The sequence below is a fragment of the Streptomyces flaveus genome, assembly GCF_014647675.1.
Lineage (GTDB): Bacteria > Actinomycetota > Actinomycetes > Streptomycetales > Streptomycetaceae > Streptomyces > Streptomyces flaveus.
On record NZ_BMPQ01000009.1, the window covers coordinates 116,550 to 142,539 of the forward strand.

The following is a 25,990-nucleotide window of genomic DNA, read 5'->3' on the forward strand; positions in this document are numbered from 1 at the left end:
GGTCAGACGAGTGCCGCTTCGCGGGCGACCAGCACGGTGGTGAGCCGGTTACTGGTGCCGAGTTTGCGATAGAGGTGTTCCAGATGGGTGTTGACGATGCGGACGGAAATGGAGAGTCGCTGGGCGATGGATGCCGCGGTGAGACCTTCCGCGAGTAGCGACAGCACGGTCAATTCGCGGGGCGTGATGCCGTATTCGGTGGCGCGCTGCCGGGGGCCGTGTTCGTCATTCGTGGAAGTCCCTGAGTTTGCCCGGTCGTTCAGGCGTTGCAGCGCCCTCAGGTGTCTGTCGATCCGTATGAGCAGAGGTTGGATCTGCCTTGCATACGCGCGGTCGTGCTCGGTGACTTTCTTCCCGGAAGCCGACAGATGAGGAAGGAACGGATGGCGTCGGCAGGGGCACGTAATGGCAGAGCGAGCTGGTCGTCGACGTCGAAGAGCGTGTGCATCGTCTGATACGTGGAAGTGCGGCGCCAGAAGCCGGGTCCGGCCACGTCCTCGATGGCGAGGGGGCTCCGGTCGGACGACATGGCGTATTGAGCGGCAATGGGATGGGCTCCCATATTGGTGTGCAGCAACAGGTCCCAGGGAAGGCGGTTGAGGCGGGGGACGGAGGGAGCCCACGCTTTCACATGACCGGTTCGCCGGGCGAACCTGACCGGCACATCACCCTGGCCATGGCCGCCGCAGCCTGCTGACCAGATTCGCTCACGCCGTCCGGCACGAAGCCGGTCACATCCTGCACTGGTCACGCTGGCGACGCCATCAGCACCGCGCCCGTCTCAGCCACTACCGCCGCCGAGGCCATAGACCCCCGTAATCTCGGCTGCAGGCCGCGGGTGCGGCCATATTCCGGTGGCGGGCGGGGCGCCGCTCCGACATGATCGCGCGCATGCCTTCAACAGTGACGAACATAGCGATCGACTGTGCAAACGCCTACCGACTGGCGCGGTTCTGGAGCGATGTGACCGGACACCCGCTGGATCCCGAGGACGAACCGGGTGACGACGAGACGGAGATCATGCTGCCCGGCGGCCCGGCCTTGCACTTCAACGAGGTTCCAGAGCCGAAGTCGGCCAAGAACAGGCTCCATCTGTGCCTGCGCCCGGATACCTCACGGGACGCAGAGGTCGAGCGGCTGCTGAAGCTGGGCGCCTCCCTGGTCGCCGATCACCGCAAGCCCGACGGCTGGGGCTGGGTGATTCTCGCCGACCCGGAAGGCAACGAGTTCTGCATACTGCTGGCCGAATCCGAGCGGGCAGCATTGTCCTCGTGACCTCAGCCCAGCTCAACGAACAGCCCGACCACCGGTCACAGCAACTGCGGCTGGAGTACTAGGCGCGGAACATGCCTGCGCCGGTGGTCATTTCGGCGTTCAGGGCGGGGCCGGCGTTCCACCTACTTCACAGACACACTCTCGCCGGATGCGACACCGGATTCGCCGAACGCGTCAACGGCGACCCAATACTCCGCGCCCGCGTTCAGTGACCGCAAGTCGAGTGCCGTTCGCTCGTACACCAGCCAGCTGTGATAAAGCTTTTCCGGGTGTCGGCCGTAGCGGATGTTATAGCCGATGGCTCCCGCGACAGCGTCCCACTCGATCCTGGCGGTGCGGTCATCCACACGGGAGGCCCGAGCGCGGACTGGGCACGGAGCGTCGCCGTCGCCCGCCCCGAAGACCCGCACACCGCTGATGGCGAAGACACCATCGAACGGCAGTCGGCCGCTGGTCACCCGAACGAACCGTGTCTGCTGCGGCGCGTCAAGGACGATGAAGGCGTGCGGAGCATCGCCACCCGCGCTCCGGGAGTCCCGCACGACGGTCCACTCCTGACCGTCCTTCGAGATCTCGACCACGATCTCCGCCGACTGATGGCTTGGAAAGATGCCCCGCCAAGAATGACCCATGTCGGCTCCTTCGGAAGCCTGGGGTGCGACGCCGCTCAACTCATGATCTGCCAGATTGATCTGCAAGGAGTGCACGGTCTTGCACACGCCCAGGTCGACGGTCAGAGACTCGCCCGGTTCGCGGCTGGCGGCCGCCCACCAAGTGCGGACGTTTTCGTCAACGGCCGACGCCGGGTCGTGACCGGACGCCGAGGACGAAGCGACGACATCCGCCTTGTACGAGAGCAGCATCCAGGCGGGAGGCGTCCACGGATCGAACGGTCCGTCCGGGACCACCAACGGGAAGTCAGCAAAGTTCTGGTTGCAGAACAGCACACCGTCGTCGTCGAAGCCTGCAGGGAAAATGCCGATGCGTCGCTCGAACACGTCATTCACCGAGATGCGCATGGTCGCCGCATGCCACCAGTTTCCATGACGATCCTGGAAAGTGCTGCCGTGTCCTGCTCCGGTGATGAACCCTCCCGGTTTGGAGGAGAAAGGGCTGTCAAGCGAGTACTCAAAGGGCCCCAGGGGGGAGGTGGCCGTGTAATACCCGTCGGCATAGGTGTTCAGCTGTGTGCCGGGCGCTGCGTACTGCAGATAATACGTCCCTTCATGCTCGGTCATCCACGGACCTTCGATGTACGGGTCAGTACCCACGACCAGGGCGACGCGTTTCTCCCGCTCCGTCTGCGGCGGTACGACAACGTAGTCCTCGCCGAGTTGCTCCCAGCCGTGAGCAGAGACATCGGACCTGATCAGAGGCGACGGGTCGCCGATCGGGCTGAAGGTGTCCGAGAGCCGGACTCCGTAGAGGGGCGTCTTGTTGTCACATCCCCAGTAGAGGTACACGGAGTTGTCGGTGTCCTGGAACAGGTTCGGATCCCAGAAGGGGAAGGTACCGGGCGTGACCTCGACGAAGTCATCAGACAAGGGATCGGTGCTCCGGAAGAAAGGACAGTTGTCCTCCTTGCGGGACGCGCTGATGTAGAGCGCTCCGTCGATCTCCCGGACATCCGGCGCGTAGTCAAGGGCCGGCAGCTTGGATGTCGCGCGGTACTCCCACCGCACGAGGTCCTCAGAGTGCCAGAACCCTCCGGACATCGACACGAACATGTAGTAGCGGCCCCGGTACAACACGATGGACGGATCCGCTGCCTCCCGATGCACGCTTCGCCGCGGCTCACCGAGCTTCATGCCATTGACCGTGCCAGAGAAACGGATGTCCTGGTAACGGTAGGCAAGATCGAGCGGATTACAGATCACGCGTTCAGCAGAGGTCATCGGGGCATCGTCCTGTCGGTCGGTTTCTTCAACTCGGCTGCCGGGCTGATCAGTTGTGTCTCGGGAGGCCCGGGCCCAGAAGCCGGTACTCGACCCGGCCCACCTGCTCCTGGCGTTGGATGAACGGATCAAGGACAACGACCGAGAGATCCGCGACATCCTCCGCACGGATGACCGAGCCGAGAACATCGAGTCGGTGCTCGGCATGGGCCCCATTCTGGGCGCCGAGTTCGTCACCATCGTCGGCGATCTGTCCGGCTACCGTGATGCCGGCTGCCTGGCCTCGCACGCGGTTTTGGCCCCCGTGCCCCGCGACTCCGGTCGCTCCACCGGCAACCATCACCGGCCTGAACGCTACAACCACCGTCTGCGCCGGCTGTTCTACAGGTCCGCGCAGTACTACCTCAAGAAGCAAGCCGACGGGATGATCCGCACCCAGGCGATCGTCTCGCTCGCCCGTCGCCGCGCGAAAGTGCTCTGGCAATGCTGCGTGCCAAGAGGCGGTTCACCTCCGCCCCGCCAGCCACGCAGGCGGGTTGACACGATCATTCAGGTTCTCCTTGACTGCGCGTGCGTGATCGGCGAACCGACCGCCTCAATCCTTAAGTTAGGTTCGTATTTCGAGATTGTTTTGGACGCTAGCACACGGCTCAAGTCGTGTGGAAGCTCTCAGGCCACGTCGTCAACCACCCCTGCGATGAAGGCCTCGATGCCTGTCGATATGTCCACCGCGCCTGGGTTGTACAGCCACTGGATCTGGAGTCCATCGAAGACGGCGACGAGCAGGTTCGCGAGGACGTCCGGCTTCGTGTCCACCTTCAGGCGTCCGCGACCGCGCAACTCTGCAAAGATCCGGGTCAGGTGGAGGCGCAGGCTGTCGTAGCGGGCCCGGTACAACTCGTGCGCGGGATGCTCGCTGACCGTGGCCTCACTCGAGATGATGCTGTGCAGCTGAATCAGCCCTGGTCGGGTCTCATTGGCGTGCGCGACTCGCAGTTGAGTCTGCAGTACGTCCAGGTCGTCGGCTTCCCGGACGATCGCGGCCGTCTCCCGTTCGTGTGCGGCGAGCACCTCGACCAGCAGTTCCGCCTTGCTGTCGAAGTGGTGCAGCAGTCCGGTCTGGCTGATGCCGGCTCGCTCTGCGATCTCTTTCATGGTGGCGCCGTGGAATCCTCCGGCCCCGAACGCCTCGATGCAGGCGTCGAGGATCTTCTGCCGCACCTCGGCGGTCTTCGCGTAGGCCCCCCGGGGGCCGCGGGCCCCGATGCTCGCTGTCTTCGTCTGCTTTGTCACAGGTCGAGCATAGGGCCGGTCCCAGCACCTGTCTCAATTTGGAATCACACTTCTATTTTAGGCGTAGGCGCGGCTACGGTTGGCGCATCCATCCGGTACCGACGTCGCAACCCGCGTGTGCCCCCAGGCGTCGGCTCATACCCGTCCCATGGAGACCTTGTGACCACGATCCAGCCCGAACTCCTTGGGGGTCCGCCACGGCGAGCCAATGGGTGGAGGGCGACAACACCATGCAACCGGGGGCTGGCGAAGAACGCACGCTCGGCGTCCAGCCCGGCGGCGAGGCCGTCGCTCACGACCACCGTTACGACGAGGGCGCGCCGCTGTCGGCCAGGGGCCCTCTCAACCCCCGTCGACGCGGTGGCGAATGGACCGGCGTCGGATTGTCGAACAAAGAGGATCCCGTGCTCCGCTCCGCATTCGACGACAACTGGCAGGCCCGCCCCAAGGGTGAGGGGCACCGCTTCCGCACCGCCTTCGAGACCGCCTACCAGCCGGGCGAACTGGAAGCCATCGCCTACCGCGGCGGCGAACCGGTCGGCCGCATCTCGTTGCGATCCGCCACCGGTCCGGTCCGGTTGCGCGCCGAGGCCGACCGGCCGACGGCCACCGCGCACAGCGGCGACCTCGTCTATGTCACCCTCGCCCTGACCGACGCGGACGGCACCCTCCATGCTGCCGCCGACCGGATGGTGAACCTCGAAGTCACCGGCGCCGGCACCCTGCTGGCGTTCGGCAGCGCGGATCCCTGCACCCAAGAGCGCTGCGACGCCAAGGACCGCCGCACCTACCAGGGGCGCGCGATCGCGGTCATACGCCCCACCGGCGTCGGCGAGATCTGGATCACCGCTACGGCGCCGGGCTGCGACGTGGCCCAGACCACTGTCACAGCCACATGAGCGAGCACTCCATGGCCGACCCCGATGCCCCGCTCCGAGTCCACCGACTGAGAGAAAGTCCATGACTGCAGCTATCCCCGGACAGCCCACCCGAGTGCGACTGGAAGGGCTGGACCTGCTCATCGACGGTGCTCCCTTCGTTCTCCTCGGCGCCGAAGTACACAACTCCAGCTCCAGTACCCCGCAGGCCATCAGCACGGCCTTCGACAAGGTCAGCGCTCTGGGCGCGAACACGGTCCTCGCGCCCGTGGCCTGGGACCTGTGGGAGCCGTCGGAGGGAACCTTCGACACCGCCCTGCTCGATAGCATGATCACCGCGGCCCGTGAGCGCGGCCTGAAACTGGTGCCGCTGTGGTTCGGATCGTGGAAGAACGCCATGTCCTCGTACGTCCCGGCATGGGTCAAGCAGGACACCGACCGCTTCCCCCGGGCTCACACCACGACGAGCGGCCGGATCGAACACCTGTCACCGTTCGCCGCCGAGTCACGCGATGCCGATGCCCGCGCCTTCCACGCGCTCATGGACCACCTGCGGGACGTCGACCAGCAACAGACCGCGGTAATGGTCCAGGTGGAGAATGAGGTGGGACTCCTCGGCGACTCCCGCGATCGCAGCCCGCTGGCCGAGAAGGCATTCCACTCCACGGTCCCGCCTGCCGTCGTCGAAGCCATCGCACGGTCTGGCCACATGCCGGTGCACCAGGACTGGCTCGCGGCGGGATCGCGCCGCGAGGGGAGCTGGCCCGAGCTACTCGGCCAGGGGCCCAACGCCGACGAGGCGTTCATGGCCCACGCCTACGCCGCCTACATCGAGCACGTCGCCTCTGCCGGGCGGAAGGCCAACGACGTGCCGCTGTACGTCAACGCCTGGCTCGACGCCCCACTGGAACTGGACCTGCCCACAGGCCTGAGCCGCGAGCAACCCCCGCAGGACACCGCGCCCGAGACAGCCGGCACCGTCGCCCTCGCCGGCGGCCAGCAGCCCGGCACCTACCCCAGCGGCGGACCGCTCCCACGCGTCGCCCCGATCTGGCAGACCGCCGCCCCCACACTCGACTTCCTGGCCCCGGACATCTACTTCGGCGACACCAACGCGATCTGCCGCGACTACACCCAGGCGACCGGTCGGCTCTTCATCCCCGAAATGCGCCGCAGCCCGGCGGGCATCGGCCTGATGTTCACGGCAATCGGCGAGTACGGCGCGCTCGGCGTCGCCCCGTTCGGCGTCGACTCCCTGCCTGGCGACACCCCGGACGGCGTGGCCCTCGCCGACGCCTACCGCCTGCTGACCGCGGCGACCGACCGCACCCGCGCCGGAGCGAGGAGAGTCACGGGATTCATGCTCGACCACGAGCGCCCCACTACCCGGCACTCGGCCGACCCGTACACCCTGGCCTTCGACGCCCCAGGTCCGTTCAGGCAGTCCGGCGGTCCCGCCTACGGGCTGGTCCTGCAGGAGGAACGGGACCAGTTCCTCCTGGTGGGCCGCGGATTCACGACGAGATTCACGGCAGCTCAGGACGCCAGGGTCGGCATCCTGTCCGTCGAGGAACTGGACTTCGACGGCCGATGGACCGTCACCCGCCGACTGGGCGGCGACGAGACCTCGTCGGGCGCCTCAGTGCGGCTGCACAGCCTTGACGCTTCCCAGCCGGCCTTCTTCCCGATCCCTCTCCCGCTGACCTCCACCGGGATCGTCCGCGTCCGTCTTTACACCTACTGAGCGGACAAGGCCGTCCCCGATGGGCCTTGACCCTTGATCCTGGACACACGAGACATTGGATCCTGGGGATCTGAGAACGGACATCTCGTGGTCGTGAAGAACTATGCGCCGCAGTTCAAGGCGGACGCGGTCGCGCTGTACCAGTCGCGGCCCGAGGCGACGATCCGGCAGGTCGCTGCAGATCTGGGGATCAATCCCGAGACCTTGCGGAACTGGGTCCGGGCAGCCGGTGCGAGTCGGCCGCGGGGACGCCGGGCGGAAGCTCCGACCGAGCCGCCGATGCCGTTGGAGGCGGAGAACGCCGCTCTGCGCAAGAAGGTCCGCGAGCTGGAGGTGCGAGGTCGGCCAGTAGCCCCCCGACCCGGGCACGAGCCCGGTCGGCGACGCCGCTTCCGGGGGCGGAGTGCACGCGGTCGGCCTCGATGGCGGCAAGGGCGGCCTCGGCGACCGCCCTCGCGGACATGACCCCGGGCAGGCCCTTCATGGTTGAGCCGTCAACGCCGGGTGGAAGCGCGGCGACACCGAGCGTCGCCGAGTTCTGGCCCAGGGGGGTGTCGACCAGGCCGGGGCAGAGCACGGTTGCGCCCACCTTCCGAGCCGCGCGTCGCAGTTCGGCGTCGAGGGTCTCGGTGAGACCGACCACCGCGTGCATCGTGCCCGTGTAAGGGGTGCGGTCAGGCAGGGGAGCCAGACCGCCGGACGAGGCGGTGTTGAGGATGTGGCCGCTGCCCTGGTCGATCAGGTGGGGAGCAAAGCTGCGTACGCCGTGGATGACCCCCATCACCTTGATGTCGATCATGCGGCGCCACGTGGTGAGTTCCTGCTCCCACATCGGCGCGGCGGGCGATACGACGCCCGCGTTGTTGCAGACGAGGTCCACGCGGCCGTAGGCGTCGATTGTCTGGTCGGCGAGCCGGTCGACAGAGGCTGCGTCGGTTACGTCGGCGACGACACCGATGGCGTCCACGTCGCCGGCGCCCAGCCGCGCGACGGCCTCGTTCAGGCCGTCCTCACGGACGTCGGAGAGGACGATGCGTACGCCGCGGGCCGCGAGCGCCTCGGCCAGGCCGTACCCGATGCCGCTGGCGCCACCCGTGATGACAGCGACCTGTCCCTTGACGATCTTCATGCTGTGTCGGTTCCTTCCACCATGGAATGTGCGGGGTTGGGGATGTGGGCAGATCAGTTGGGCTGGACGCCCACCGTCAGGACTGATGCGTCCGCGTGGCGGGCCGCGTGCACCGTGAAGAAACCGGCCTCGACCCGCCAGTCGTGATCTTCGGCCGACCAGTTGGCGAACAGCCGTCTGGGAACGGTGATGTGCGCGCTCACGGTCTCGCCAGGGGAGGCGTGAACGATGGCGCTGCCCGCGAACCAGCGCGGCGGACGGGCCAGTTGCGACTCGCGTCGGCTGAGATACACCTGCACGACCTCGCGGCCCGGCCGATCACCGACGTTGGCCACCTCGACGCGGATCCGCGCGTCCCCGCAAGGAGCGGTGTAACGCCACGTGATGTAGCCCTGTCCCGCGCCGAACCAGTGAGCCGGTCGAGCCCCGGAGCGCAGCCAGGCGCGGTAGCCGATGTCGCCAGCTCACCAGCAGCGCACGCGCACCGTCGGTGCACGCGGTGAGCACAGGAGCACCCGAGTTGATGACGACGGCCGTGTTCGAGTTGGCCGCCACGACCGCCCGGACCAGCTCGTCCCTGGCCGGCAGGCAGCGGCAGGTGACCTCGACCGCGTAGGTGTCGGCGAGTTGGGGCGCACCGATGTACAACAGCGGCCCGTCGGTGCGCACTTCGCTGTACACCTCGTCCCCGGACGCGCCGAGAAAGCGCACGCGAGCCCCGCTCTTGCCGGCGACCGGTTCGGTGAGCTGCTCTTTCTTCACCACCATCACTTGGCCGGGCCCGTACACGCTCGGCGTGTGGACCACGTCGACGCCGTGCGCGGCGAGCGCAGAGGTCAGCCCGCTCAGTGGCGCAACGGTGTAGGGCGCGTTCACGAAGGCGCTGCCACCGCCCTGAGTGCGGCCTTCGCGCGCGCTGGGGCCGATGACAGCGACGCGACGGTCGGCACCCGGTGTCGAGGGGCAGCAGATCGCCCTCGTTGCGCAGCAGGACGGTGCCGGCCGCAGCGGCCTCACGCAGCAGAGCGGCGACCTCCGTGTCCGTCACGGGGGCGACCTCCTGTGGCTCGTAGCCCTTCAGCGCTCCGACGCGAGAGGCGAGCCGCAGCAGTCGAACTTGGCCCGCAGCACCCGGCGGACGCAGACATCCACGGCACGCTCGTCCACCGCGCCCCGGCGTACCTCCTCGACCAGGGTGCTGCCTTCCTCGCCTCCCCCGCCGCCGGCGACATCAACGGGGTCGTGCTGCCGGTCGACGACGGCTGGTCGGCCGTCTGAGGGACGGCGTCACAGCTTCCGCCGGTCCGCGAACCGGCCTTCCCCGGCGGTGACCTCCTCGCCGCCGGGGAAGACGACGGTCGCCCTCGACCCGGGCGGCACGTCGAGGATGATCAGCAGCTCCTCCCCCTCGACGTGCCACTCGACCGCGATGAGCCCCTGCGGACCGTCGAACGTCCCGCGTGCCCACGTGATCAAGGCGTGGGGCACCGGCGCGACGACGAACGACTCCCACGCCACCGAGCCCTCGGCCTGCCGCAGGCCGAGGGTGTGGGTGTGCAGGAACCGGACGACCGCGCCCTTGCTGTAGTGGTTGAGCGACGCGTGCGCGGTGCCGTCGGCGTCGACGCCGTCCCAGTCTTCCCAGATCGTCGTCGCGCCGCGGTCGAGCATGCCGAGCCACGACGGGTAGGTGCGCTGGAACAGCACCTCGTAGGCGACGCCGGCGTGGCCGTGGTCGGCGAGCACGGGCAGCAGGTCGGCCGTCGACAGGAGCCCGGTGCCCAGGTGCGTGCCCGCTTCCCGGACCAGTTCGACCAGCCGCGCCGCGGCCGCCGTGCGCAGGTCGCCGGGCACGAGTCCGAAGTGGAGCGCCCGGACGTAGCTCGCCTGCGTGTCGGCGGCGGTGCGCCCGCTGTCGTCGAGGAATTCGGTGCGCCACGCGTCCTTCACCCGGTCCGCCAGTTCCGTGTAGCGGGCCGCGTCCTCGGTCCGGCCGAGGACCTGCGCGGTCGCGGCCAGCGTGGCCGTCGACCGGGCCAGGTAGGCCGTCCCTACCTCCCCCTTGTCGGCGGTGAACCAGCCGGCCGGGTCGGCCTGCACCGGGTCGATGAGCGAGCCGTCCTCCGCGCGCGCCTTCGGCTCGATCCATTCACCCCAGTGGAATGAGCCGTCCCAGAGGAATTCCTCGTGGGGCAACGGCTCGGCCGACCGCTCCACCCGCGACGGGTGCCGCGAAGTCCGTGCCGTCGCCAGTGCCCATTCGACCCAGCGGACCATGGCGTCCCAGTTCTCGGCCAATGCCTCGCGGTCGCCATACGTCTCGTACAGCAGCCACGGTACGAGCGCGATGGCGTCGCCCCAGCCGGACGAGCCCGTCATCATCGCGAACAGGACGTCGGGGTGCTCCTTGATGCGGTGCCCGTCCGGGGAGAAGTTCGCGATGCGGCCGTCGGGCAGCTGGTCGTCCCGGACCGAGCGCAGCCACTTGCGCGTGAACCCGGCGACGTCGTAGAGCCGCACCGCGGTCGGGGCGAAGACCTGGTAATCGCCCGTCCAGCCCAGCCGCTCCCGGTGCGGGCAGTCGGTGGGCACGTCGACGGCGTTGCCGCGGAAGCTCCAGCCGGCCGCCTCGTGCAGCCGGTTGAGGTCCTCGTCGCCGCAGGCGAAAGTCCCGGTGGGACGCAGGTCCGTGTGCACGACCTGCATGACGATGCCCGCCGGGTCGAGCGGCACGCCACCGCGCTCGAGCCGCGCGTACCGGCAGCCGTGCACGGTGTGCCGCGGCTCGAAGACCTCACCCGGCGCGCCCGAGGAGACCACCTCGTCCCGCTGGACGAACGGGACCGGCGGCTCGCCCGGGCGGGCCGCGTCCAGGTGCGACGTCGTGAGATCGCCCGCAGGGTCGAGGTGCTCGCCGTAGTCGAGCACGGTCCTGGTGCCCGCCGGGCCGAGGTCGGTGAGGGTGACCCAGCCCGAGGCGTTCTGGCCGAAGTCGGCGATCCAGGCGCCGGTGGGCAGCTGCGTGACCGACACGGGCGGCCGGCGTTCGACGCGCCGCACCGGCGGGCCGGGCGACCAGCCGATCGGCGGGGCGGTGACCGCGTCGAGGAGCACCGGGCGTTCCGGGCCCCGCGGGGCGAGGAAGTCGGTGGTCTGCCCGGCCATCAGGTCGGCGCGGGTGATCCGGCCGGGGCCGCCGGTCCAGTGCTCGTCGGTGCCGGCGACGCGGGTCGAGCCGTCGGCGAAAGCCAGGTGGAGCTCGAGCCGGGCGCCGAGGCGGGGCCCCCAGTCCGCGGGTTCGCGGAAGGCGCCGACCTGGCCGCGGAACCAGCCGTCCGACAGGACGATCTCGATCGTGTTCGCCCCGGGCCGCACCGCCGCGGTGACGTCCGACGCCTGCGCGTAGAGGGTGCGGTCGTAGGAGGTCGAGCCGGGCGTGAGTTCGGCGGTTCCGGCGCGCTCGCCGTTGACGAACGCCTCGTAGACGCCCAGCGCCGTCGCGTAGAGGCGGGCGCGGGTCACCCCCTCGGGCACGGTGAACGAGCCGCGCAGGATCTGCGCGGGCCGGGCTCCGGGCTCGGTATCCCCGACTTCGGCCGGAGAAATCCACCGGGCGGTCCAGTCCTCGTCGAACAGCCCGGCCTCGAAGGCGTGCCACTCGCTCCACGGCGACGTGCCCGTCCGGACCCGCCAGCGCGCCTGTTCGCCGCTGCGCAGCGGCCGAACCGGCCACGCGACCCACCGGTGTTCCCGGGTGCGGGCGACTTCCCGCACGCCGTCGCCGATCAGGATTTCCACGTCATAGCCGGCGCCCGGGGGCACCTCCGCGGGCGGCTTCCACGACAGCCGCGGCCGCGGCCCGGACACCGGGAACCGGTCGCCACCGAAGTCGATCGACAACGCATAAGGCACTGAGCTGACCATGAAAGCAGTGCTCCGAGGATTGAGGTGTGCAGGGCGCGTCGCACTGCGACGTCGTGTCGTTCGTCAGGTGACGCTCAACTGATGGTGAAGAAGCGCTCGGCGAAGGCATCCCACACTTCGAGCATGTCCACCGTGGGATCGGCGACCCAAAGCGCCTCCAATCCCGTCCAGAAGGAGTACAGCTCCCGCGCGGCGAGCATCGGCTTCGGTTTCCAGGACAGCGCCCGCGCGAAACCGTCGAGCGCCCGCTGCTCCCTCTCCAGGAAGTAGCCGTGCGCGGGGTGGCCGACATCCAGAGCCTCAGCCCGGAGCACGACGTAGAGCCGGACCAACTCACGCTGCTGCTGGTTGTGCTCCACCGTGCTCCGGAACACCTCGTTCACCGCGGCAGGGTCGGCGAAATCCTCAACCTCGCGTCGCACGGGGTAGGACAGTTCGTCCCGGTGAGCGAGGACAGCCGCGAGGAGATCGGCCATGGACGGGAAATGGTGCAGCACCGACGGCTTCCGAATGCCGCACGCGTCCGCGATGTCTGCCAGGGACACCGCGTTGAAGCCGGCAGCAGAGATCAGCCGCGCTGCCTCCAGGACGATCTGACGGCGCCGCACTTCGGGCGCCAGCCGTCGCTGGGCGCGGGGAGTGCTGTCAGTTGCTGCATTCATCGATCTCCTCGGGCGGCTTGACGACGATGTCCACGAATCCTAATCTACCACCCGGTAGGCGCAACCTATCGATCGGTAGATTAGCCGAACAAGGGAGTTCGCATGACCGAGCGTGAGTCCGCGGCCACATCCGGCCACCGGAAGGCCGGCACAGCTCCCACGCTCGTCAGCGAGGAGGGCGGCGAGCCGGTGAATGGTCCGGCGCCCGTCGCCTCCCCCTCCTCGCCTGCCTTCAACGAGGCGGCGATGATTGCGGAGGAGCTCACACATCAGACAACCCCGGGCGAGGACCGTCCCCGGGTGAGCGCTGCCTACATCTGGCTGGTCGTACTGGCGACGTTCGGCTCCATAGTGGCGCTCGTCGGACCGATCGGATACTCGCTCTCCGTTCTGCTCGCGCGCATTGCGCCCGAGAACAAGGAGTTCCTCGGCTACGTCACCGGAGTGGGGGCGCTCGTCGTCGTGCTCGCCGGTCCGCTCGTCGGCATTCTCAGCGACCGCACGCGCAGCCGGCTCGGACGTCGACGTCCCTGGCTCATCGGCCTCACCGTGGTCGGCCTTGCCGGACTGCTGATCGTTTCCGTCTCCCCGAACGTCTGGATCGCGCTCCTCGGCTGGGGAGTCACGCAACTCGGCTTCGGAATCGCCGGGCTGCAGGTGACGAGCTCGATGGGCGATCGTCTTCCGGAGTCCCAGCGCGGCAAGGTGGCCGGCCTGACCGGGGTGGCGACGATGGTGGCCTCTATCGCGGGTGTCGTCCTGGCCAGCGCGTTCGCGACCTCGAACCTCCTGATCTTCCTGGTTCCGGGTCTGGTCGGAGCGACCTTCATCCTCCTGTTCGCTGCCTTCGTCAAAGAGCCCGACCTCCGGAACGCGGCTGCGCCCGAGAAGGTGACGATGGGTTCGCTGCTCTCCGGTTACGGCTACAACGTGAAGAAGTACAAGGACTTCTCCTGGAACTGGCTCGGACGGTTCCTGTTCAATTTCGGCGTCACACTCTCCAGCACCTTCACGACGTTCTTCTTCGCCGCCAAGCTCGGCCGTCCCGTCACTCAGATCGGAGGACTTGTCGCGATTGCCGGCCTGCTCGGCATCGTGTGCACCGTGGGAGGCGCGGCGCTCAGCGGATTCCTCTCCGACCGGCTCAAGCGGCGCAAGTCCTTCATCCTTCTCGCCGGAGTCCTCTTCGCGGTGGGCGCGGTCACCGCTTGGCTCGCTCCGGATCTGCCGGTGCTGCTGATCGGGCTGTGCGTCCTGCAGGTCGGCCTCGGCATCTTCTCCGCCGTCGACCAGGCCCTCTACCTGGACGTGCTCCCCGAGCAGGACACCCAGGCGGGGCGCTTCGTCGCCATCACCCAGTTCTCGACGTCCATTCCACAGGTCGCCGCACCCCTGCTCGCGCCCGCTTTCCTCCTCCTCGGAGCCGGCTCCGCGGAGGACAACTACGGCCTCCTGTACCTGATCTCCGCAGGCTTCGCCCTCATCGGGGGATTGGTGATCCTTCTGCGCGTCAAGAGCGTCCGCTGAGTAGTGGCCACCGCGGCAAACCGAGGAGCAGCATGACAAGAACTTCCTTCAACCGCGGCTGGCGCGTCCGCCCCAAGGTGAGCCCGTTCGCTCAGCTTCAGGCCGGCGCCGGGAACGCGACATCCGTAACCCTGCCGCACGACGCCGTCGCCGCCCTTCCCCGGAACGCCGACGCGCCTTCCGGAGGACGGACCGGCTACTTTCCCGGTGGCACGTTCGAGTACCTCAAGGACTTCGAGGTTCCCGATCGGTGGCGTGGCAAGCGGGTCACGCTGGAGTTCCAGGGCGTCTACCGCGACGCCATGGTCTATGTGAACGGCACCTTCGCGGCTCAGCGACCCTCCGGCTACTCACCGTTCGACGTGCCCCTCGACCCGTTCCTGCGCTACGGGGAATCGAACACCATCCGTGTCGATGCCCGAACCCACGACGACTCCCGGTGGTACAGCGGCGCGGGCATCTACCGGGATGTGACCTTGCGCGTCACCGACCTCGCCCACCTCGGCGAGGTCCGGATCGCGACGCCTGACATCGACGCCGATCGGGCGGTCGTGGAGGTGGCGACAAGGGTGGTGAACGAGAGCGTCGAAACCCGGACGCTTCGAGTGCGCACCGAAATCCGCTGTCCTGACGGCGAGGTGATCACGCGCGACTCCGCACCCATCACCCTGCGCGCGGGCGGGTCCGGGGTGGTCCGCCAGCGGCTGTACGTACCGAATCCGGCCCTGTGGAGCGTGGACAGCCCGGCCCTCCACACGGCCCGCACCGTGCTTGAGAACTCGTATGAGCTCCTCGACGAGGAAACCACGCCTTTCGGGATCCGTCGCCTTCAGCTCGATCCGATCACCGGCCTGCGCATCAACGGCGAATCGGTCAAGCTCCGCGGCGCATGCATTCATCACGACAACGGGCCTCTCGGCGCGGCCACCATCGCGCGCGCCGAGGAGCGTCGAGTCGAGCTTCTGAAGCAGGCCGGTTTCAACGCCCTGCGCAGTTCCCACAACCCGCTGAGCCCCGCAATGCTCGACGCCTGCGATCGCCTCGGCATGCTCGTGATGGACGAGACCTTCGACATGTGGGCGGAAGGAAAATCGTCGTTCGACTACTCACTGTCGTTCCCGGAATGGTGGGAGCGGGATGTCGAATCTCTGGTACGAAAGGATTTCAACCATCCCAGCGTGATCTTCTACTCGATCGGCAACGAGATCTTCGAAACCGGCGACGCGCTCGGTTCCGAATGGGGACGCGCACTCGCCGAGAAGATCCGCACCCTCGATCCGACACGCTTCGTGACGAACGGCATCAACCCGTTCGTCTCGGTGCTCAGCGAGGTGAAAGAGATGCGCGCCCGCTCCGCCGAAGTGCAGCCCGACGGGGAGGGCGGCGTGAACGCCATGATGAACGCAGGCGATTTCATGGCGAGAGTCAGCGCCTCGCCGATGGTCAGCGAAAAGACGGAAGCCTCCTTCTCGGTTCTCGACGTGGCCGGCCTGAACTACGGGGACGGACGCTACGAGTCCGATCGCGAGCAGTTCCCCCACCGGATCATCGTCGGCACCGAAACCTTCCCGCCGCGGATCGCGCACAACTGGCGCCTCGTGCTGGACAACGCCCACGTGCTGGGTGACTTCACCTGGACCGGCTGGGACTACCTCGGCGAAGCCGGCGTCGGCCGGCTCCAGTACGCGGATGTGAGCCCGGTCTTCGAGGCGCCCTACCCGTGGATCTCCGCGCGGGTGGGAGACCTGGACATCACCGGCCTGCGCAGGCCCATCTCCTACTACCGGGAGATCGTGTTCGGCCTCCGAACCCAGCCCTACCTCGCCGTTCAACGCCCCGAGGTATACGGGCGTGAGGGCTTCGGCATGTGGGCGTGGAGCGATTCCATCGCCAGCTGGAGCTGGGACGTGCCGATCGGCACCCCGATCGCCGTGGAGGTGTACACCGTCGCTGACGAAGTCGAGTTGCTGCTCAACGGCCGCTCTCTGGGGCGGGCGACGCCAGGAGAGTCCAAGCCCTTCCTGGCCGAGTTCGATCTCACCTACGAGCCCGGGGAACTGGTGGCCGTCGGTTACCGCAACGGCGTCGAACAGGGACGCACGTCGCTCCGCTCGGCCACCGGCCCGACTCGGCTCGTCGCCGTCGCCGACCGGACAGAACTGCACGCGGACGACTCCGACCTCAGCTTCATCACCATCGAACTCCGCGACGAGCAGGGCAACCCGGCGGGCGCACACGATCAGCTGGTGCACGTGACGGTCGAGGGCGCGGCCGTCCTGCAGGCCCTCGGCAGTGCCCGCCCGGACTCGGAGGAACGCTTCGACGCAGCGCAGTGCACCACGTTCGACGGCCGGGCTCTGGCGATCGTCCGGCCGAGAGGTGCCGGGGAGATCACGGTGACCGTCACTGCGGAAGGCCTCGAACCGGTCGTCCTCGAGCTGGAGTCGCTGGAACCCGACGACGAGCCCGTCACCGCCGCGCTCCTGGCCCTGCGATGAAGACCACCCGGCGCACCCCTTCCACCACCATCCTCAGCGGGGCGAACCCCGCTGAACCAGAAGGAGACCGATGACCGACGTGGCCGCGGAAAGCGTCACCGATCCGGCCGCCGTCCGGGCGGGCGACCTCCCGTACCAGAACCCGGCCCTGCCCCTGGAACAGCGCGTCGACGACCTGCTCTCCCGACTCACACTCGAGGAGAAGGCAGGCCAGCTCACCCAGTTCTTCTACCTGGACATGGAGGAACTGCCCGAGGACTTCGACCTGGAGACGCTCCCGCCTGAGCAACGGGCGTATGTCGGACAGCCCAAGATGGTCGAAGCCGCGATCGCCGCCGGCACCACGGGCTCCGTGCTGTTCGTCAAAGACCCCGCGAAGACGAACCGCCTGCAGCGCCTCGCCGTCGAGACCACCCGCCTCGGCATCCCTCTGCTGTTCGGCTTCGACGTGATCCACGGCCTGCGGACCATCTTCCCGGTGCCGATCGCACTCGCCGCGACCTGGTCGCCTGCCACGATCGAAACCGCACAAGCCGTGGCCGCCCGCGAAGCCCGTGCCGTCGGTATCGCCTGGACGTTCGCGCCGACGGTCGATATCGCCCGCGACCCACGGTGGGGGCGGATCATCGAAGGACCGGGTGAGGACCCCGTGCTCGGTGCCGCCGTCGCGGCGGCCCAGGTCCAAGGTTTCCAGGGGAACCTGGACGCCGAGCACGTGCTCGCGGGCCCCAAGCACTTCGCCGGGTACGGAGCCGCTCGCGGCGGCCGCGACTACGACGACGCCGAAGTGTCGGATTCCGAGCTGTGGAACGTGTACCTGCCGCCCTTCCAAGCGGCGATCGAAGCCGGGGCCGGCACTGTGATGAGCGCCTACATGGACCTCAACGGCGTGCCGGCGTCCGCGAATCGCCGCCTGCTCTCCGACATACTCCGCGACGAGCTCGGCTTCGAGGGATTCGTGGTCTCGGACGCCAACGCCGTCCGATCCCTGGAGACCCAGCACTTCGCGGAAGACCTCACGGATGCAGCGGTGCGAGCTGTCTCGGCCGGGCTCGACATGGAGATGTGCATGTTCGACCCCGCCTTCTCGCGACTCCCGCAGGCAGGCACCGACGGTGTGATCGGTGAAGAGGTTATCGACGACGCAGCGCGGCGGGTCCTGACGGCCAAGTTCCGGCTCGGTCTCTTCGAGAACCCCTACGTGCTCGAGGATGCCGCGGCCTCCGTCCTGGGTGCCCTCGAACACCGTGAGCTCGCCCGCACCACCGCAGAGCGCTCGATCATCCTGTTGAAGAACGAGCCCGCCGTGCTTCCGCTTCGCGCCGACGCTCTGAAAACGGTCGCCGTGATCGGGGAACTGGCCGACAGCAAGCGAGACACCCTCGGCCCGTGGGTGTTCGACCACGACACCGACGAGACCGTAACCGTTCTGGAAGGCCTGCGGAACCGTCTCGGTGACCGCGTCCAGGTGACGCACGCGCCGGGAGCGGGCAGCCCGAGCCGACGCTTCCCCTCCATGTTCGATCGGATGGACCCCACAGTGGTGGAGACCTCCCTGGACAACGACGACGACGAGATCACCCGTGCGGTGGAGCTGGCGGCCTCCGCCGACGTGGCGATCGTGGTCGTCGGGCAACGACAGAACCAGATCGGCGAGAACGCCTCGACCGCCACCCTGGACCTGCCGGGGCGGCAGCTGGAGCAGCTCCAGCGGATCAGCCGGACCGGCACTCCCGTCGTGCTGGTCGTCATGTCGGGCCGCCCCCTTGATCTGCGCTGGGCGGACGCCCACGTGCCCGCCATCGTGCAAGCCTGGTACCCGGGGACACGCGGCGGTGAAGCGGTGGCATCCGTCCTGCTGGGCGAGGTCTCGCCCGCCGGGCGCCTCCCTTTCAGCTGGCCGCGCCACGTCGGACAGGTGCCCATCATCTACTCGCACAACCGGACTTTCCAGCCCGAGAACCAGGGTGCGCGCTACTTCGAAGAGGAAAGCGTGCCGCTCTACCCCTTCGGTCACGGACTCTCCTACGCCGATTTCGAGTACTCGAACCTGAGACTGGACCGGCCCGAGATCCAGGTCGGAGAAACCGTCACCGTGTCCGTCGACGTTCACAACCGCTCCGGCGTCGACGCCGACGAGGTCGTGCAGCTCTACACGCATCAGCGTTACGGCACGGCCTCCCGTCCCATCCGGGAGCTCAAGGGGTTCCAGCGGGTCCCCCTCGCGGCCGGCGAGATCCGCACGGTCACCTTCGGTCTCGGCCCGGACATGCTGCGCTACTGGGCCGCGGCCACGGGCGGGTTCGTCCAGGACGCCACGACCATCGACATCTACGTCGGCGGAAGCTCCACCGCCGAGCTGACGACCACGCTTGAGGTGGAGACACGATGAACGAGAACACGATGAGTGCCTTTCCCGCCAGGTTCCTCTGGGGCGCTTCGACCGCACCTCACCAGATTGAGGGCAACAACATCAACAGCGACTGGTGGGCCCGCGAGAGCCTGATGCCCGGGATGGAACCGAGCGGCGATGCTCTGGACAGCTACCACCGCTATCGGGAGGACATGGAACTGCTGGCGGACGCCGGCTGCACCGCGTACCGATTCGGCATCGAGTGGGCCCGCATCGAGCCGCGGCCGGGGCAGATCTCGCGCGCCGAGCTGGCCCACTACCGGCGCATGATCGACACCGCACTCGAACTCGGACTCGAGCCGGTGATCACCCTGCAACACTTCACGTCGCCACGCTGGTTCGCGGAGGAAGGCGGCTGGCTGGGAGAAAAAGCAGCCGCCCGGTTCGCATCATTCGTGACCACTGCCACCCATATCCTCGATGGCGTGCAGTGGGTAGCCACCATGAACGAACCCAACATGCAGGCGATGATGGTGATGCTGCAGGAAGCCATGCGCTCCGGGCAGCTCGCCGAATGGCAGAGTCCCACCGTCGACGGCGAGGCGCAGCGGGAACGGATCGCCGCGAATCTGCCGGTGCCCGAACCGAGATTCGGACACCGCATGGTCGAACTCCACCACGCCGTCCGCGACATCGTGCGCGAACGGACAGGAGCCAAGGTGGGATGGACGATCGCCAACGGCGCGCTCACCGCAACACCGGGCAACGAAGAGAAACTCGCTGAAGTGCGATACGCGTACGAAGACCTCTACCTCGAAGGATCACGCGGCGACGACTGGATCGGGGTCCAGTCCTACTCCAGCCAGCAGGTGGACGCGAACGGACTCGTCCCCCACCCTGAGCGCCCCGACAACACGCAGACCGGGGCGGCGTACCGACCGGACGCTCTCGGCATGGCCGTCCGCCACGCGTGGGAGGTGACCGGCCTACCCATCCTCGTCACCGAGAACGGGATCGCAACAAGCGACGACGACCGCAGAATCGCCTACACGACCGACGCGCTGCGGGGACTGTCCGCGGCGATGGCGGACGGTGCAGACGTCCATGGCTACCTGCACTGGAGCCTGCTCGACAACTACGAGTGGGGCCACTGGGAACCGACGTTCGGGCTGGCCGCCGTCGACAGGGAGACCTTCGAGCGCAAAGCGAAGCCGAGCCTGGCATGGCTCGGTAGCGTCGCCCGCACGAACGGCGCGGCTGTCACCGAATCCCTTTCCTGACCCGAGCGCCTCCAAAGACCATGTCGTGCCTGACTACCGCAGCTTCGCGCGAGTGGACGTTCTCTGCCGTGCCGCCTACCTCGGGACGCGTCCTTGCCGCATCCGGTAGTTCGCGCCTACTTGGTGAAGCCAAGGCCGCCACGGCGCAACGATGTCGTAGTCATCTCGACACTTCGCCCGGAGCCCTGGCGCTGGTCGTGTCGCCGACTCACCTTGTCGACCAGGAGCTTCTGATGCCGCTCGTCGGAATTCCTCGTCAACCTCGATTCGTCAGCGGTCGTGATTGCCTGATGAGGTTGATGGTTCGCCCTTTTTATCCCGCGTGATCGCGGGCGGGGCCTTCGCGTGTCGCTGCGGCCGCGCCGGGGTTCCACGGCTCCCGGAGTGTGCTGGTCCTGCTCCTTCCTGGCCTTCGTCGAGTCTGGCGGCCGGTCGTCAGATGATGGCCGGGAGTGTGGTCAGCCGCTGCCAGCAGGTGGTGAACGCGGTGGCCCAGGGCCAAGTCCGCTCGATCCGGAGCCATCGGCGGCGGGCGTGGTCGGCGAGTCGGGCGGGCGGTCGAGTCCGATGCCTCGGGCCCGAACAGCGGCCGATGGTGAAGCTGAAACTGCTCGGCCTCCGACAGGTTCGCCGACCCGAGTACGATCGCGACCGCCAGGTGCACCAGCACCCCTGCCCGGTCCCGCCAGCCGGCCACGGTGCTGGACGGCAGCACCTTCGCCAGCGCCCCCGTCAGCCCGTCCGGTCCGCGCATCGGCGCAGCAGCACCGCCCCGGCATGACCGATCAGCCTCTTCGCGTCAGCCACAACCGACAGCCGACGGTCCCACCCCTCAACCACCAGAAAGGCGCCTTGCTCCCGCAGCGGATATGACCTAGACACTCACATTCTTGCAGGTCAACGGCGCCTTTCTGCTATCGGGGCGTCAGATCATCGAATTCCGCTGAATACCCAGGGCTAAAAGAGCCCGGCGCCCCGTTCGAAGTCCAGCAGTCGCTTCTTGCGGTCCAGGCCGCCGCCGTAGCCCGTGAGGCTGCCGTTCGCGCCTACGACCCGGTGGCAGGGGACGATGATGCCGACCGGGTTCCTGCCGTTGGCGAGGCCCACCGCGCGGGAAGCCTTGGGGTTGCCGAGGGCGTCGGCGAGTTCGCCGTATGAGCGGGTCTCGCCGTAGGGGATGCGGCGGAGTTGGTCCCAGACTGTGCGCTGGAAAGGTGTGCCGTCGAGGCGCAGGGGCAGGTCGAACTCCTTCAACTCGCCCGCGAAATAGGCTTTCAGTTGGTCGATCGTCTCGCCGAAGGGCGTGTCGTCGGGTGTGCCGAAGGTCTCCTCCGGTGGGCGGTGGCGCTGGTCGGTCATGTAGAGGCCGGACAGGACGCCGTCGGTGGCGACGAGGGTGAGGGGGCCATAGGGGCTGTCGATCACGGTGTGCTGTTTCACGGAAAGTCCTTTGACGAATCTGAGTAGTCGGTACGGGCCTGTACTGGCTTATACGGGAAGGAAGTTGATCGGGTGGTCGCCGGTCGCCCAGAGGTACTGGACGGCGTACGCCCGCCAGGGCCGCCAGGCCGCGGCGCGGGCCGTGAGCGCGGCGGGTGTGGAGGGCAGGCCCAACTCCCGGGCGGCGTACCGGACTCCGAGGTCGGTGGGCAGGAAGGCGTCGGGGTCGCCGAGGGCGCGCATCGCGATGACGTCGACGGTCCACGGCCCGAAGCCGGGCAGTTCGAGCAGCCGGGCGCGGGTTTCCACCCAGTCGCTCTCGACGCCCAAGTGGAGGGATCCTTCGACGAGTTGGCGTACGAGCGTGGTGAAAGTGGTGCGGCGGGTGGCAGGCATCGCGAGTGAGGCGGGGTCGAGCGCGGCCAGCGCCTCGGCGGAGGGGAAGAGATGGGTGAGGCCCCCTTCGGGGTCGTCGACCGCCTCGCCGTGCGCCGTGACCAGGCGTGCGGCGTGTGTGCGGGCGGCGGCCGTGGACACCTGCTGGCCGAGTACGGCGCGGATCGCGAACTCGGCTTCGTCGACGGTACGCGGCACCCGGCGGCCCGGCGCCTTGTCGACGAGCGGGGCGAGCAGGGGATCCGTACGCAACTGGTCGTCGACCGCGACCGGGTCGGCGTCGAGGTCGAGCATGCGGCGGCAGCGGCTGATGGCGACGGTCAGGTCACGCAGGTCGCTGAGGCTGAGCCGGCAGGCGATGTGGTCGGACCTCGGGGTGAGCGCGACGACGCCGTGGCCGTAGGGCAGGCGCAGGGTGCGGCGGTACGCGCCGTCGCGCCATTCCTCGACGCCGGGTACGGCGGTGGCGACGAGATGGCCGAAGAGGTTGTCGGGGTTGAGCGGGGCCCGGAAGGGGAGGCGTAGCGTCAACACCCCTGGCGTACAAGGTGAGTTGGCTCCCTTCTTCGGCGCCCTGGTGCGCAGTTCGCTCGGTGAGAGGGCGAAGACCTCGCGGACCGTGTCGTTGAAGGTGCGGATGGAGGAGAAGCCCGCCGCGAAGGCGATGTCGGCCATCGGGACCGGGGTCGTCTCGATGAGGAGGCGGGCGGTCTGGGCGCGTTGGGCGCGGGCCAGGGCGAGCGGGCCTGCGCCCAGTTCGGCGAGGAGCTGGCGTTCGATCTGGCGGGTGCTGTAGCCGAGCCGCGTGGCGAGGCCGGGGACGCCCTCGCGGTCCACGACTCCGTCGCCGATCAGCCGCATCGTGCGGGCGACCAGGTCGGCGCGCTGGTTCCATTCGGGCGAGCCGGGGCTGGTGTCGGGGCGGCACCGTTTGCAGGCTCGGTACCCGGCCTGCTGGCAGGCTGCCGCGCTCGGGTAGAACGTCATGTTCTCCGGCTTCGGCGGCACGACCGGGCAACTGGGCCGGCAGTAGATCCGTGTCGTCCGCACCGCCGTGTAGAACCAGCCGTCGAAGCGGGCGTCCTTCGACTGGACGGCGCGCACACAGCGCTCGGTGTCGGTGTGCATGGCGTGCTGCGTCCCGTTGTACGTCCCGTTCTGCATGCTCTCCAGCATCGGCCATGGTCATGGCGGTGGCTGGCGAGAATCCGACATCTACCTGGGGCTGTCGCCCACCACGGCACGTGCGCGGCGCCTGCGTCATGGCGACCGTCTCCTCGCCTCCTCCTCATCCAGGACTACGGGCAGGTGGCCGCGTACTGCGTTCTCAGTACGCGGCATTGTCGGCAGGCGCACGACGACAGGAAGGGTCCTGTCCCAGGAGCCTTGGCAGGTACCCGAGACCAGATGTGGAGACCCCTGCCCCATGGCTACCTTCCTCTATCGACTGGGCCGTACGGCCTTCCGGCGACGCTGGTACGTCGCCCTGATGTGGGTGGCGGTCCTGGGCGCCCTCGGCCTCGGTGCGGCCAAGGCGCCCGCCGCTCCCGACGAGGGGATGTCGATGCCCGGCATCGAGTCCCAGAAGGCGTTCGACCTGATGGAGGAGCGCTTCCCCGGCTCCACAGCCGATGGCGCGACGGCCCGGGTCGTCTTCGTCGCCCCGGACGGGCAGAAGGTCACCGCGGCCGGGAACCGGTCCGCGATCGAGGAGTTCGTGGACGAGGCGTCCGCCGGCCGAGAGGTCGCGAGCGCGGTGAACCCTTTCGAGGCGCGGGCGGTCAGCAAGGACGCCTCGACGGCGTACGCGACCGTCAACTTCAAGGTGATCGCCGACAAGCTCGGTGACGCCGACAAGAAGTCCATCGAGGACGCCATCGACGAGGTCCGGGATGCGGGCCTGACCGTCGAGGTCGGCGGCGACGCGCTGGCCAGCCAGCCGGCGGCGGGCGGGGCGGGCGAGGCGATCGGCATCGCCATCGCGGCCCTCGTGCTGGTGCTGACCTTCGGCTCGATGGCCGCCGCCGGGCTTCCGCTGCTTACGGCGGTGCTCGGTGTCGGGGTCAGCATGGCTGCGATCACGGCCCTGGCCAGCACCTTCGGTCTGTCCGGGACGACCGGCACGCTGGCGATGATGCTGGGGCTCGCGGTCGGCATCGACTACGCCATGTTCGTCGTCTCCCGCTACCGCGAGGAGCGCTCCAAGGGCCATGCGCCGCAGGAGGCGGCGGGTCTTGCCACCGGCACCGCGGGTTCAGCGGTCGTCTTCGCGGGGCTCACCGTCGTGATCGCGCTGGCCGGGCTGTCCGTGGTCGGTATCCCGATGCTCACCAAGATGGGCCTGGCCGCGGCGGGCGCGGTCGTCATCGCCGTACTCATCTCGCTGACCATCGTCCCCGCACTGCTCGGCTTCTGGCCGAACGCCGTGCTCTCGCGTGGCACCCGCAAGAGCGGAACGGTCAAGGAGGGTGGCGAGCACAACGGAGGCAGCCGCTGGGCCCGGTTCGTCCTGCGCCGTCCCGTCACGGTGCTGCTCCTGAGTGTTGTGGGCCTCGGTGTGGTCGCGATACCGGTGACGGGGCTGCAACTGGGCATGCCCGGAGCCGAGGTCAAGTCCACGTCGACCACCGAGCGCCGCGCGTATGACGCGCTCGCCGACGGCTTCGGCCCCGGCTTCAACGGGCCGCTGACCTTCGTCGTGGACGCCAAGGGGGCCGATGATCCCAAGGCCGCGGTGACGACGATCTCCGAGGAGGTCGGTGCCTCCAAGGGGGTCGTGTCCGTCTCGCCGGCCCAGTTCAACCCCGCGGGCGACACCGCGGTGTTCTCCGCCGTCCCGGGCACCGGGCCCAGCGACAAGGCGACCAAGGACCTCGTCCAGTCGCTGCGCGACGGGCGCCCCGGCATCGAGGCCGCGACGGACGGGGCATCCTTCCAGGTCACCGGCACCACCGCGGTGAACATCGACGTCGCCCAGAAGGTGCAGGACGCGCTGATCCCGTACCTCGTGGTCGTGGTGGGCCTGGCCATCGTGCTGCTGCTGGTGGTCTTCCGGTCCATCCTGGTGCCCATCAAGGCGGCCCTGGGCTTCCTGTTGTCGGTGCTCGCGGCTCTCGGCGCGGTCGTGGCGGTCTTCCAGTGGGGCTGGGGTGCCGAGCTGTTGGGTGTTACCGAGACCGGTCCGATCATGAGCCTGATGCCGATCTTCCTGGTGGGCATCGTCTTCGGTCTCGCCATGGACTACGAGGTCTTCCTGGTCTCGCGGATGCGCGAGGCGTACGTCCACGGAGACCGGCCCGCGCAGGCGGTCGTCTCCGGATTCCGCTACAGCGCCCGTGTGGTCGTGGCCGCCGCGCTGATCATGATGGCGGTGTTCTCCGGCTTCATCGGGGCCGGCGAATCGATGATCAAGATGATCGGGTTCGGGCTGGCCATCGCCGTACTGTTCGACGCCTTCGTCGTCCGCATGGCCTTCGTCCCCGCCGTACTCGCCCTACTCGGCGACAAGGCCTGGTACCTGCCCCGCCGGCTGAACCGGCTGCTGCCCAATATCGACGTGGAAGGGGAGGCCCTCACCCGCCGACCCGCCACCCTGACCACGGTCCCGGACAACCCGGCCGACCGCGAAGCGGCGCGCGTCTGATCCCCCCAGACCCGCGCCCGGGTCCTCCCCCAGGACCCGCGCCCGAGGGCCGC

18 protein-coding genes and 3 pseudogenes are annotated in these 25,990 nt (G+C 68.4%); 11 read left to right on the top strand and 10 right to left on the bottom strand.

Annotation, left to right across the window (positions count from 1 at the left end; translation table 11 throughout):
- Positions 1–2: 2 nt before the first annotated feature.
- A complete protein-coding gene (locus IEZ21_RS48455; protein WP_281399459.1) occupies positions 3–623 on the bottom strand; it encodes a helix-turn-helix transcriptional regulator in 621 nt (206 codons plus the stop codon).
- 268 nt (positions 624–891) lie between these two features.
- On the opposite strand from IEZ21_RS48455, the gene IEZ21_RS20105 reads away from it, so the two are divergent.
- On the top strand, positions 892–1,275 hold the full coding sequence (locus IEZ21_RS20105; RefSeq protein WP_189323300.1) for a VOC family protein: 384 nt from the start codon (positions 892–894) through the stop codon (positions 1,273–1,275).
- A 122-nt stretch (positions 1,276–1,397) separates the two neighbouring features.
- Here IEZ21_RS20105 and IEZ21_RS20110 read toward each other — a convergent pair whose 3' ends face one another.
- A complete protein-coding gene (locus IEZ21_RS20110; RefSeq protein WP_189323301.1) occupies positions 1,398–3,170 on the bottom strand; it encodes a family 43 glycosylhydrolase in 1,773 nt (590 codons plus the stop codon).
- Positions 3,171–3,222: 52 nt separating this feature from the next.
- On the opposite strand from IEZ21_RS20110, the pseudogene IEZ21_RS20115 reads away from it, so the two are divergent.
- Positions 3,223–3,710: pseudogene (locus tag IEZ21_RS20115) on the top strand (transposase); the annotation flags it as partial.
- 129 nt (positions 3,711–3,839) lie between these two features.
- On the opposite strand, the gene IEZ21_RS20120 reads toward IEZ21_RS20115, so the two are convergent.
- A complete protein-coding gene (locus tag IEZ21_RS20120) occupies positions 3,840–4,463 on the bottom strand; it encodes a TetR/AcrR family transcriptional regulator (protein ID WP_189323302.1) in 624 nt (207 codons plus the stop codon).
- Between the two features lie 404 nt (positions 4,464–4,867).
- On the opposite strand from IEZ21_RS20120, the gene IEZ21_RS20125 reads away from it, so the two are divergent.
- The 3 genes from IEZ21_RS20125 to IEZ21_RS48825 all read left to right on the top strand — a co-directional run bounded on the left by IEZ21_RS20125 (position 4,868) and on the right by IEZ21_RS48825 (position 7,550).
- A complete protein-coding gene (locus IEZ21_RS20125) occupies positions 4,868–5,362 on the top strand; it encodes a DUF4982 domain-containing protein (RefSeq protein ID WP_246567943.1) in 495 nt (164 codons plus the stop codon).
- Between the two features lie 61 nt (positions 5,363–5,423).
- Positions 5,424–7,085 carry a GH35 family beta-galactosidase gene (locus tag IEZ21_RS20130; protein ID WP_189323304.1) on the top strand — a complete coding sequence of 554 codons (1,662 nt, stop codon included), beginning with the start codon at positions 5,424–5,426 and terminating at the stop codon, positions 7,083–7,085.
- Positions 7,086–7,178: 93 nt separating this feature from the next.
- A complete protein-coding gene (locus IEZ21_RS48825; RefSeq protein WP_373302259.1) occupies positions 7,179–7,550 on the top strand; it encodes a transposase in 372 nt (123 codons plus the stop codon).
- A gap of 79 nt (positions 7,551–7,629) precedes the next feature.
- On the opposite strand, the pseudogene IEZ21_RS48830 reads toward IEZ21_RS48825, so the two are convergent.
- The 3 genes and pseudogenes from IEZ21_RS48830 to IEZ21_RS20150 all read right to left on the bottom strand — a co-directional run.
- Positions 7,630–8,214 (bottom strand): annotated as a pseudogene (locus tag IEZ21_RS48830) (SDR family NAD(P)-dependent oxidoreductase); the annotation flags it as partial.
- Positions 8,215–8,267: 53 nt separating this feature from the next.
- Positions 8,268–8,549 carry a fibronectin type III-like domain-contianing protein gene (locus IEZ21_RS20145; protein WP_189323305.1) on the bottom strand — a complete coding sequence of 94 codons (282 nt, stop codon included), beginning with the start codon at positions 8,547–8,549 and terminating at the stop codon, positions 8,268–8,270.
- Positions 8,533–9,231 carry a glycoside hydrolase family 3 protein gene (locus tag IEZ21_RS20150; RefSeq protein WP_189323306.1) on the bottom strand — a complete coding sequence of 233 codons (699 nt, stop codon included), beginning with the start codon at positions 9,229–9,231 and terminating at the stop codon, positions 8,533–8,535. The genes IEZ21_RS20145 and IEZ21_RS20150 overlap by 17 nt, the downstream gene beginning before the upstream one ends.
- Before the next feature lie 174 nt (positions 9,232–9,405).
- Here IEZ21_RS20150 and IEZ21_RS20155 point away from each other — a divergent pair.
- Positions 9,406–9,492 (top strand): annotated as a pseudogene (locus IEZ21_RS20155) (3-ketoacyl-ACP reductase); the annotation flags it as partial.
- Positions 9,493–9,501: 9 nt separating this feature from the next.
- Here the strand turns inward: IEZ21_RS20155 and IEZ21_RS20160 are convergent.
- Complete coding sequence (locus tag IEZ21_RS20160) at positions 9,502–12,138, bottom strand: family 78 glycoside hydrolase catalytic domain (protein ID WP_189323307.1); 2,637 nt, start codon at positions 12,136–12,138, stop codon at positions 9,502–9,504.
- A gap of 74 nt (positions 12,139–12,212) precedes the next feature.
- A complete protein-coding gene (locus tag IEZ21_RS20165; protein ID WP_189323308.1) occupies positions 12,213–12,800 on the bottom strand; it encodes a TetR/AcrR family transcriptional regulator in 588 nt (195 codons plus the stop codon).
- Positions 12,801–12,902: 102 nt separating this feature from the next.
- On the opposite strand from IEZ21_RS20165, the gene IEZ21_RS20170 reads away from it, so the two are divergent.
- From IEZ21_RS20170 to IEZ21_RS20185, 4 genes are all read left to right on the top strand, one after another.
- The gene (locus IEZ21_RS20170; RefSeq protein WP_213089326.1) at positions 12,903–14,327 is read left to right on the top strand and encodes an MFS transporter; all 1,425 of its coding nucleotides are present in this window, start codon (positions 12,903–12,905) and stop codon (positions 14,325–14,327) included.
- Between the two features lie 32 nt (positions 14,328–14,359).
- Positions 14,360–16,825 (top strand): glycoside hydrolase family 2 TIM barrel-domain containing protein, encoded by a 2,466-nt coding sequence (locus IEZ21_RS20175; protein ID WP_189323309.1) that lies wholly within the window; start codon positions 14,360–14,362, stop codon positions 16,823–16,825.
- A 70-nt stretch (positions 16,826–16,895) separates the two neighbouring features.
- On the top strand, positions 16,896–19,217 hold the full coding sequence (locus IEZ21_RS20180) for a glycoside hydrolase family 3 N-terminal domain-containing protein (protein ID WP_189323310.1): 2,322 nt from the start codon (positions 16,896–16,898) through the stop codon (positions 19,215–19,217).
- On the top strand, positions 19,214–20,458 hold the full coding sequence (locus IEZ21_RS20185; protein ID WP_246567945.1) for a family 1 glycosylhydrolase: 1,245 nt from the start codon (positions 19,214–19,216) through the stop codon (positions 20,456–20,458). The genes IEZ21_RS20180 and IEZ21_RS20185 overlap by 4 nt, the downstream gene beginning before the upstream one ends.
- A gap of 957 nt (positions 20,459–21,415) precedes the next feature.
- On the opposite strand, the gene IEZ21_RS20190 is transcribed toward IEZ21_RS20185, so the two are convergent.
- Positions 21,416–21,898: a methylated-DNA--[protein]-cysteine S-methyltransferase gene (locus tag IEZ21_RS20190; RefSeq protein ID WP_033320187.1), complete on the bottom strand. Its 483-nt coding sequence runs from the start codon at positions 21,896–21,898 to the stop codon at positions 21,416–21,418.
- 48 nt (positions 21,899–21,946) lie between these two features.
- Positions 21,947–23,422 (bottom strand): AlkA N-terminal domain-containing protein, encoded by a 1,476-nt coding sequence (locus IEZ21_RS20195; RefSeq protein WP_189323466.1) that lies wholly within the window; start codon positions 23,420–23,422, stop codon positions 21,947–21,949.
- A gap of 298 nt (positions 23,423–23,720) precedes the next feature.
- Here IEZ21_RS20195 and IEZ21_RS20200 point away from each other — a divergent pair, with 298 nt between their 5' ends.
- Positions 23,721–25,937: an MMPL family transporter gene (locus tag IEZ21_RS20200; protein WP_189323311.1), complete on the top strand. Its 2,217-nt coding sequence runs from the start codon at positions 23,721–23,723 to the stop codon at positions 25,935–25,937.
- Positions 25,938–25,990: the final 53 nt, after the last annotated feature.

What these genes read in the sequence shown, in the direction of transcription:
- IEZ21_RS20185 (WP_246567945.1), top strand. Translation starts at nt 19,214, where the DNA reads ATGAACGAGAACACGATGAGTGCCTTTCCCGCCAGGTTCCTCTGGGGC.
- IEZ21_RS20130 (WP_189323304.1), top strand. Translation starts at nt 5,424, where the DNA reads ATGACTGCAGCTATCCCCGGACAGCCCACCCGAGTGCGACTGGAAGGG.
- IEZ21_RS20160 (WP_189323307.1), bottom strand. Translation starts at nt 12,138, where the DNA reads ATGGTCAGCTCAGTGCCTTATGCGTTGTCGATCGACTTCGGTGGCGAC.
- IEZ21_RS20200 (WP_189323311.1), top strand. Translation starts at nt 23,721, where the DNA reads ATGGCTACCTTCCTCTATCGACTGGGCCGTACGGCCTTCCGGCGACGC.
- IEZ21_RS20110 (WP_189323301.1), bottom strand. Translation starts at nt 3,170, where the DNA reads ATGACCTCTGCTGAACGCGTGATCTGTAATCCGCTCGATCTTGCCTAC.
- IEZ21_RS20105 (WP_189323300.1), top strand. Translation starts at nt 892, where the DNA reads ATGCCTTCAACAGTGACGAACATAGCGATCGACTGTGCAAACGCCTAC.
- IEZ21_RS20175 (WP_189323309.1), top strand. Translation starts at nt 14,360, where the DNA reads ATGACAAGAACTTCCTTCAACCGCGGCTGGCGCGTCCGCCCCAAGGTG.
- IEZ21_RS20180 (WP_189323310.1), top strand. Translation starts at nt 16,896, where the DNA reads ATGACCGACGTGGCCGCGGAAAGCGTCACCGATCCGGCCGCCGTCCGG.
- IEZ21_RS20170 (WP_213089326.1), top strand. Translation starts at nt 12,903, where the DNA reads ATGACCGAGCGTGAGTCCGCGGCCACATCCGGCCACCGGAAGGCCGGC.
- IEZ21_RS20165 (WP_189323308.1), bottom strand. Translation starts at nt 12,800, where the DNA reads ATGAATGCAGCAACTGACAGCACTCCCCGCGCCCAGCGACGGCTGGCG.
- IEZ21_RS20195 (WP_189323466.1), bottom strand. Translation starts at nt 23,422, where the DNA reads ATGCACACCGACACCGAGCGCTGTGTGCGCGCCGTCCAGTCGAAGGAC.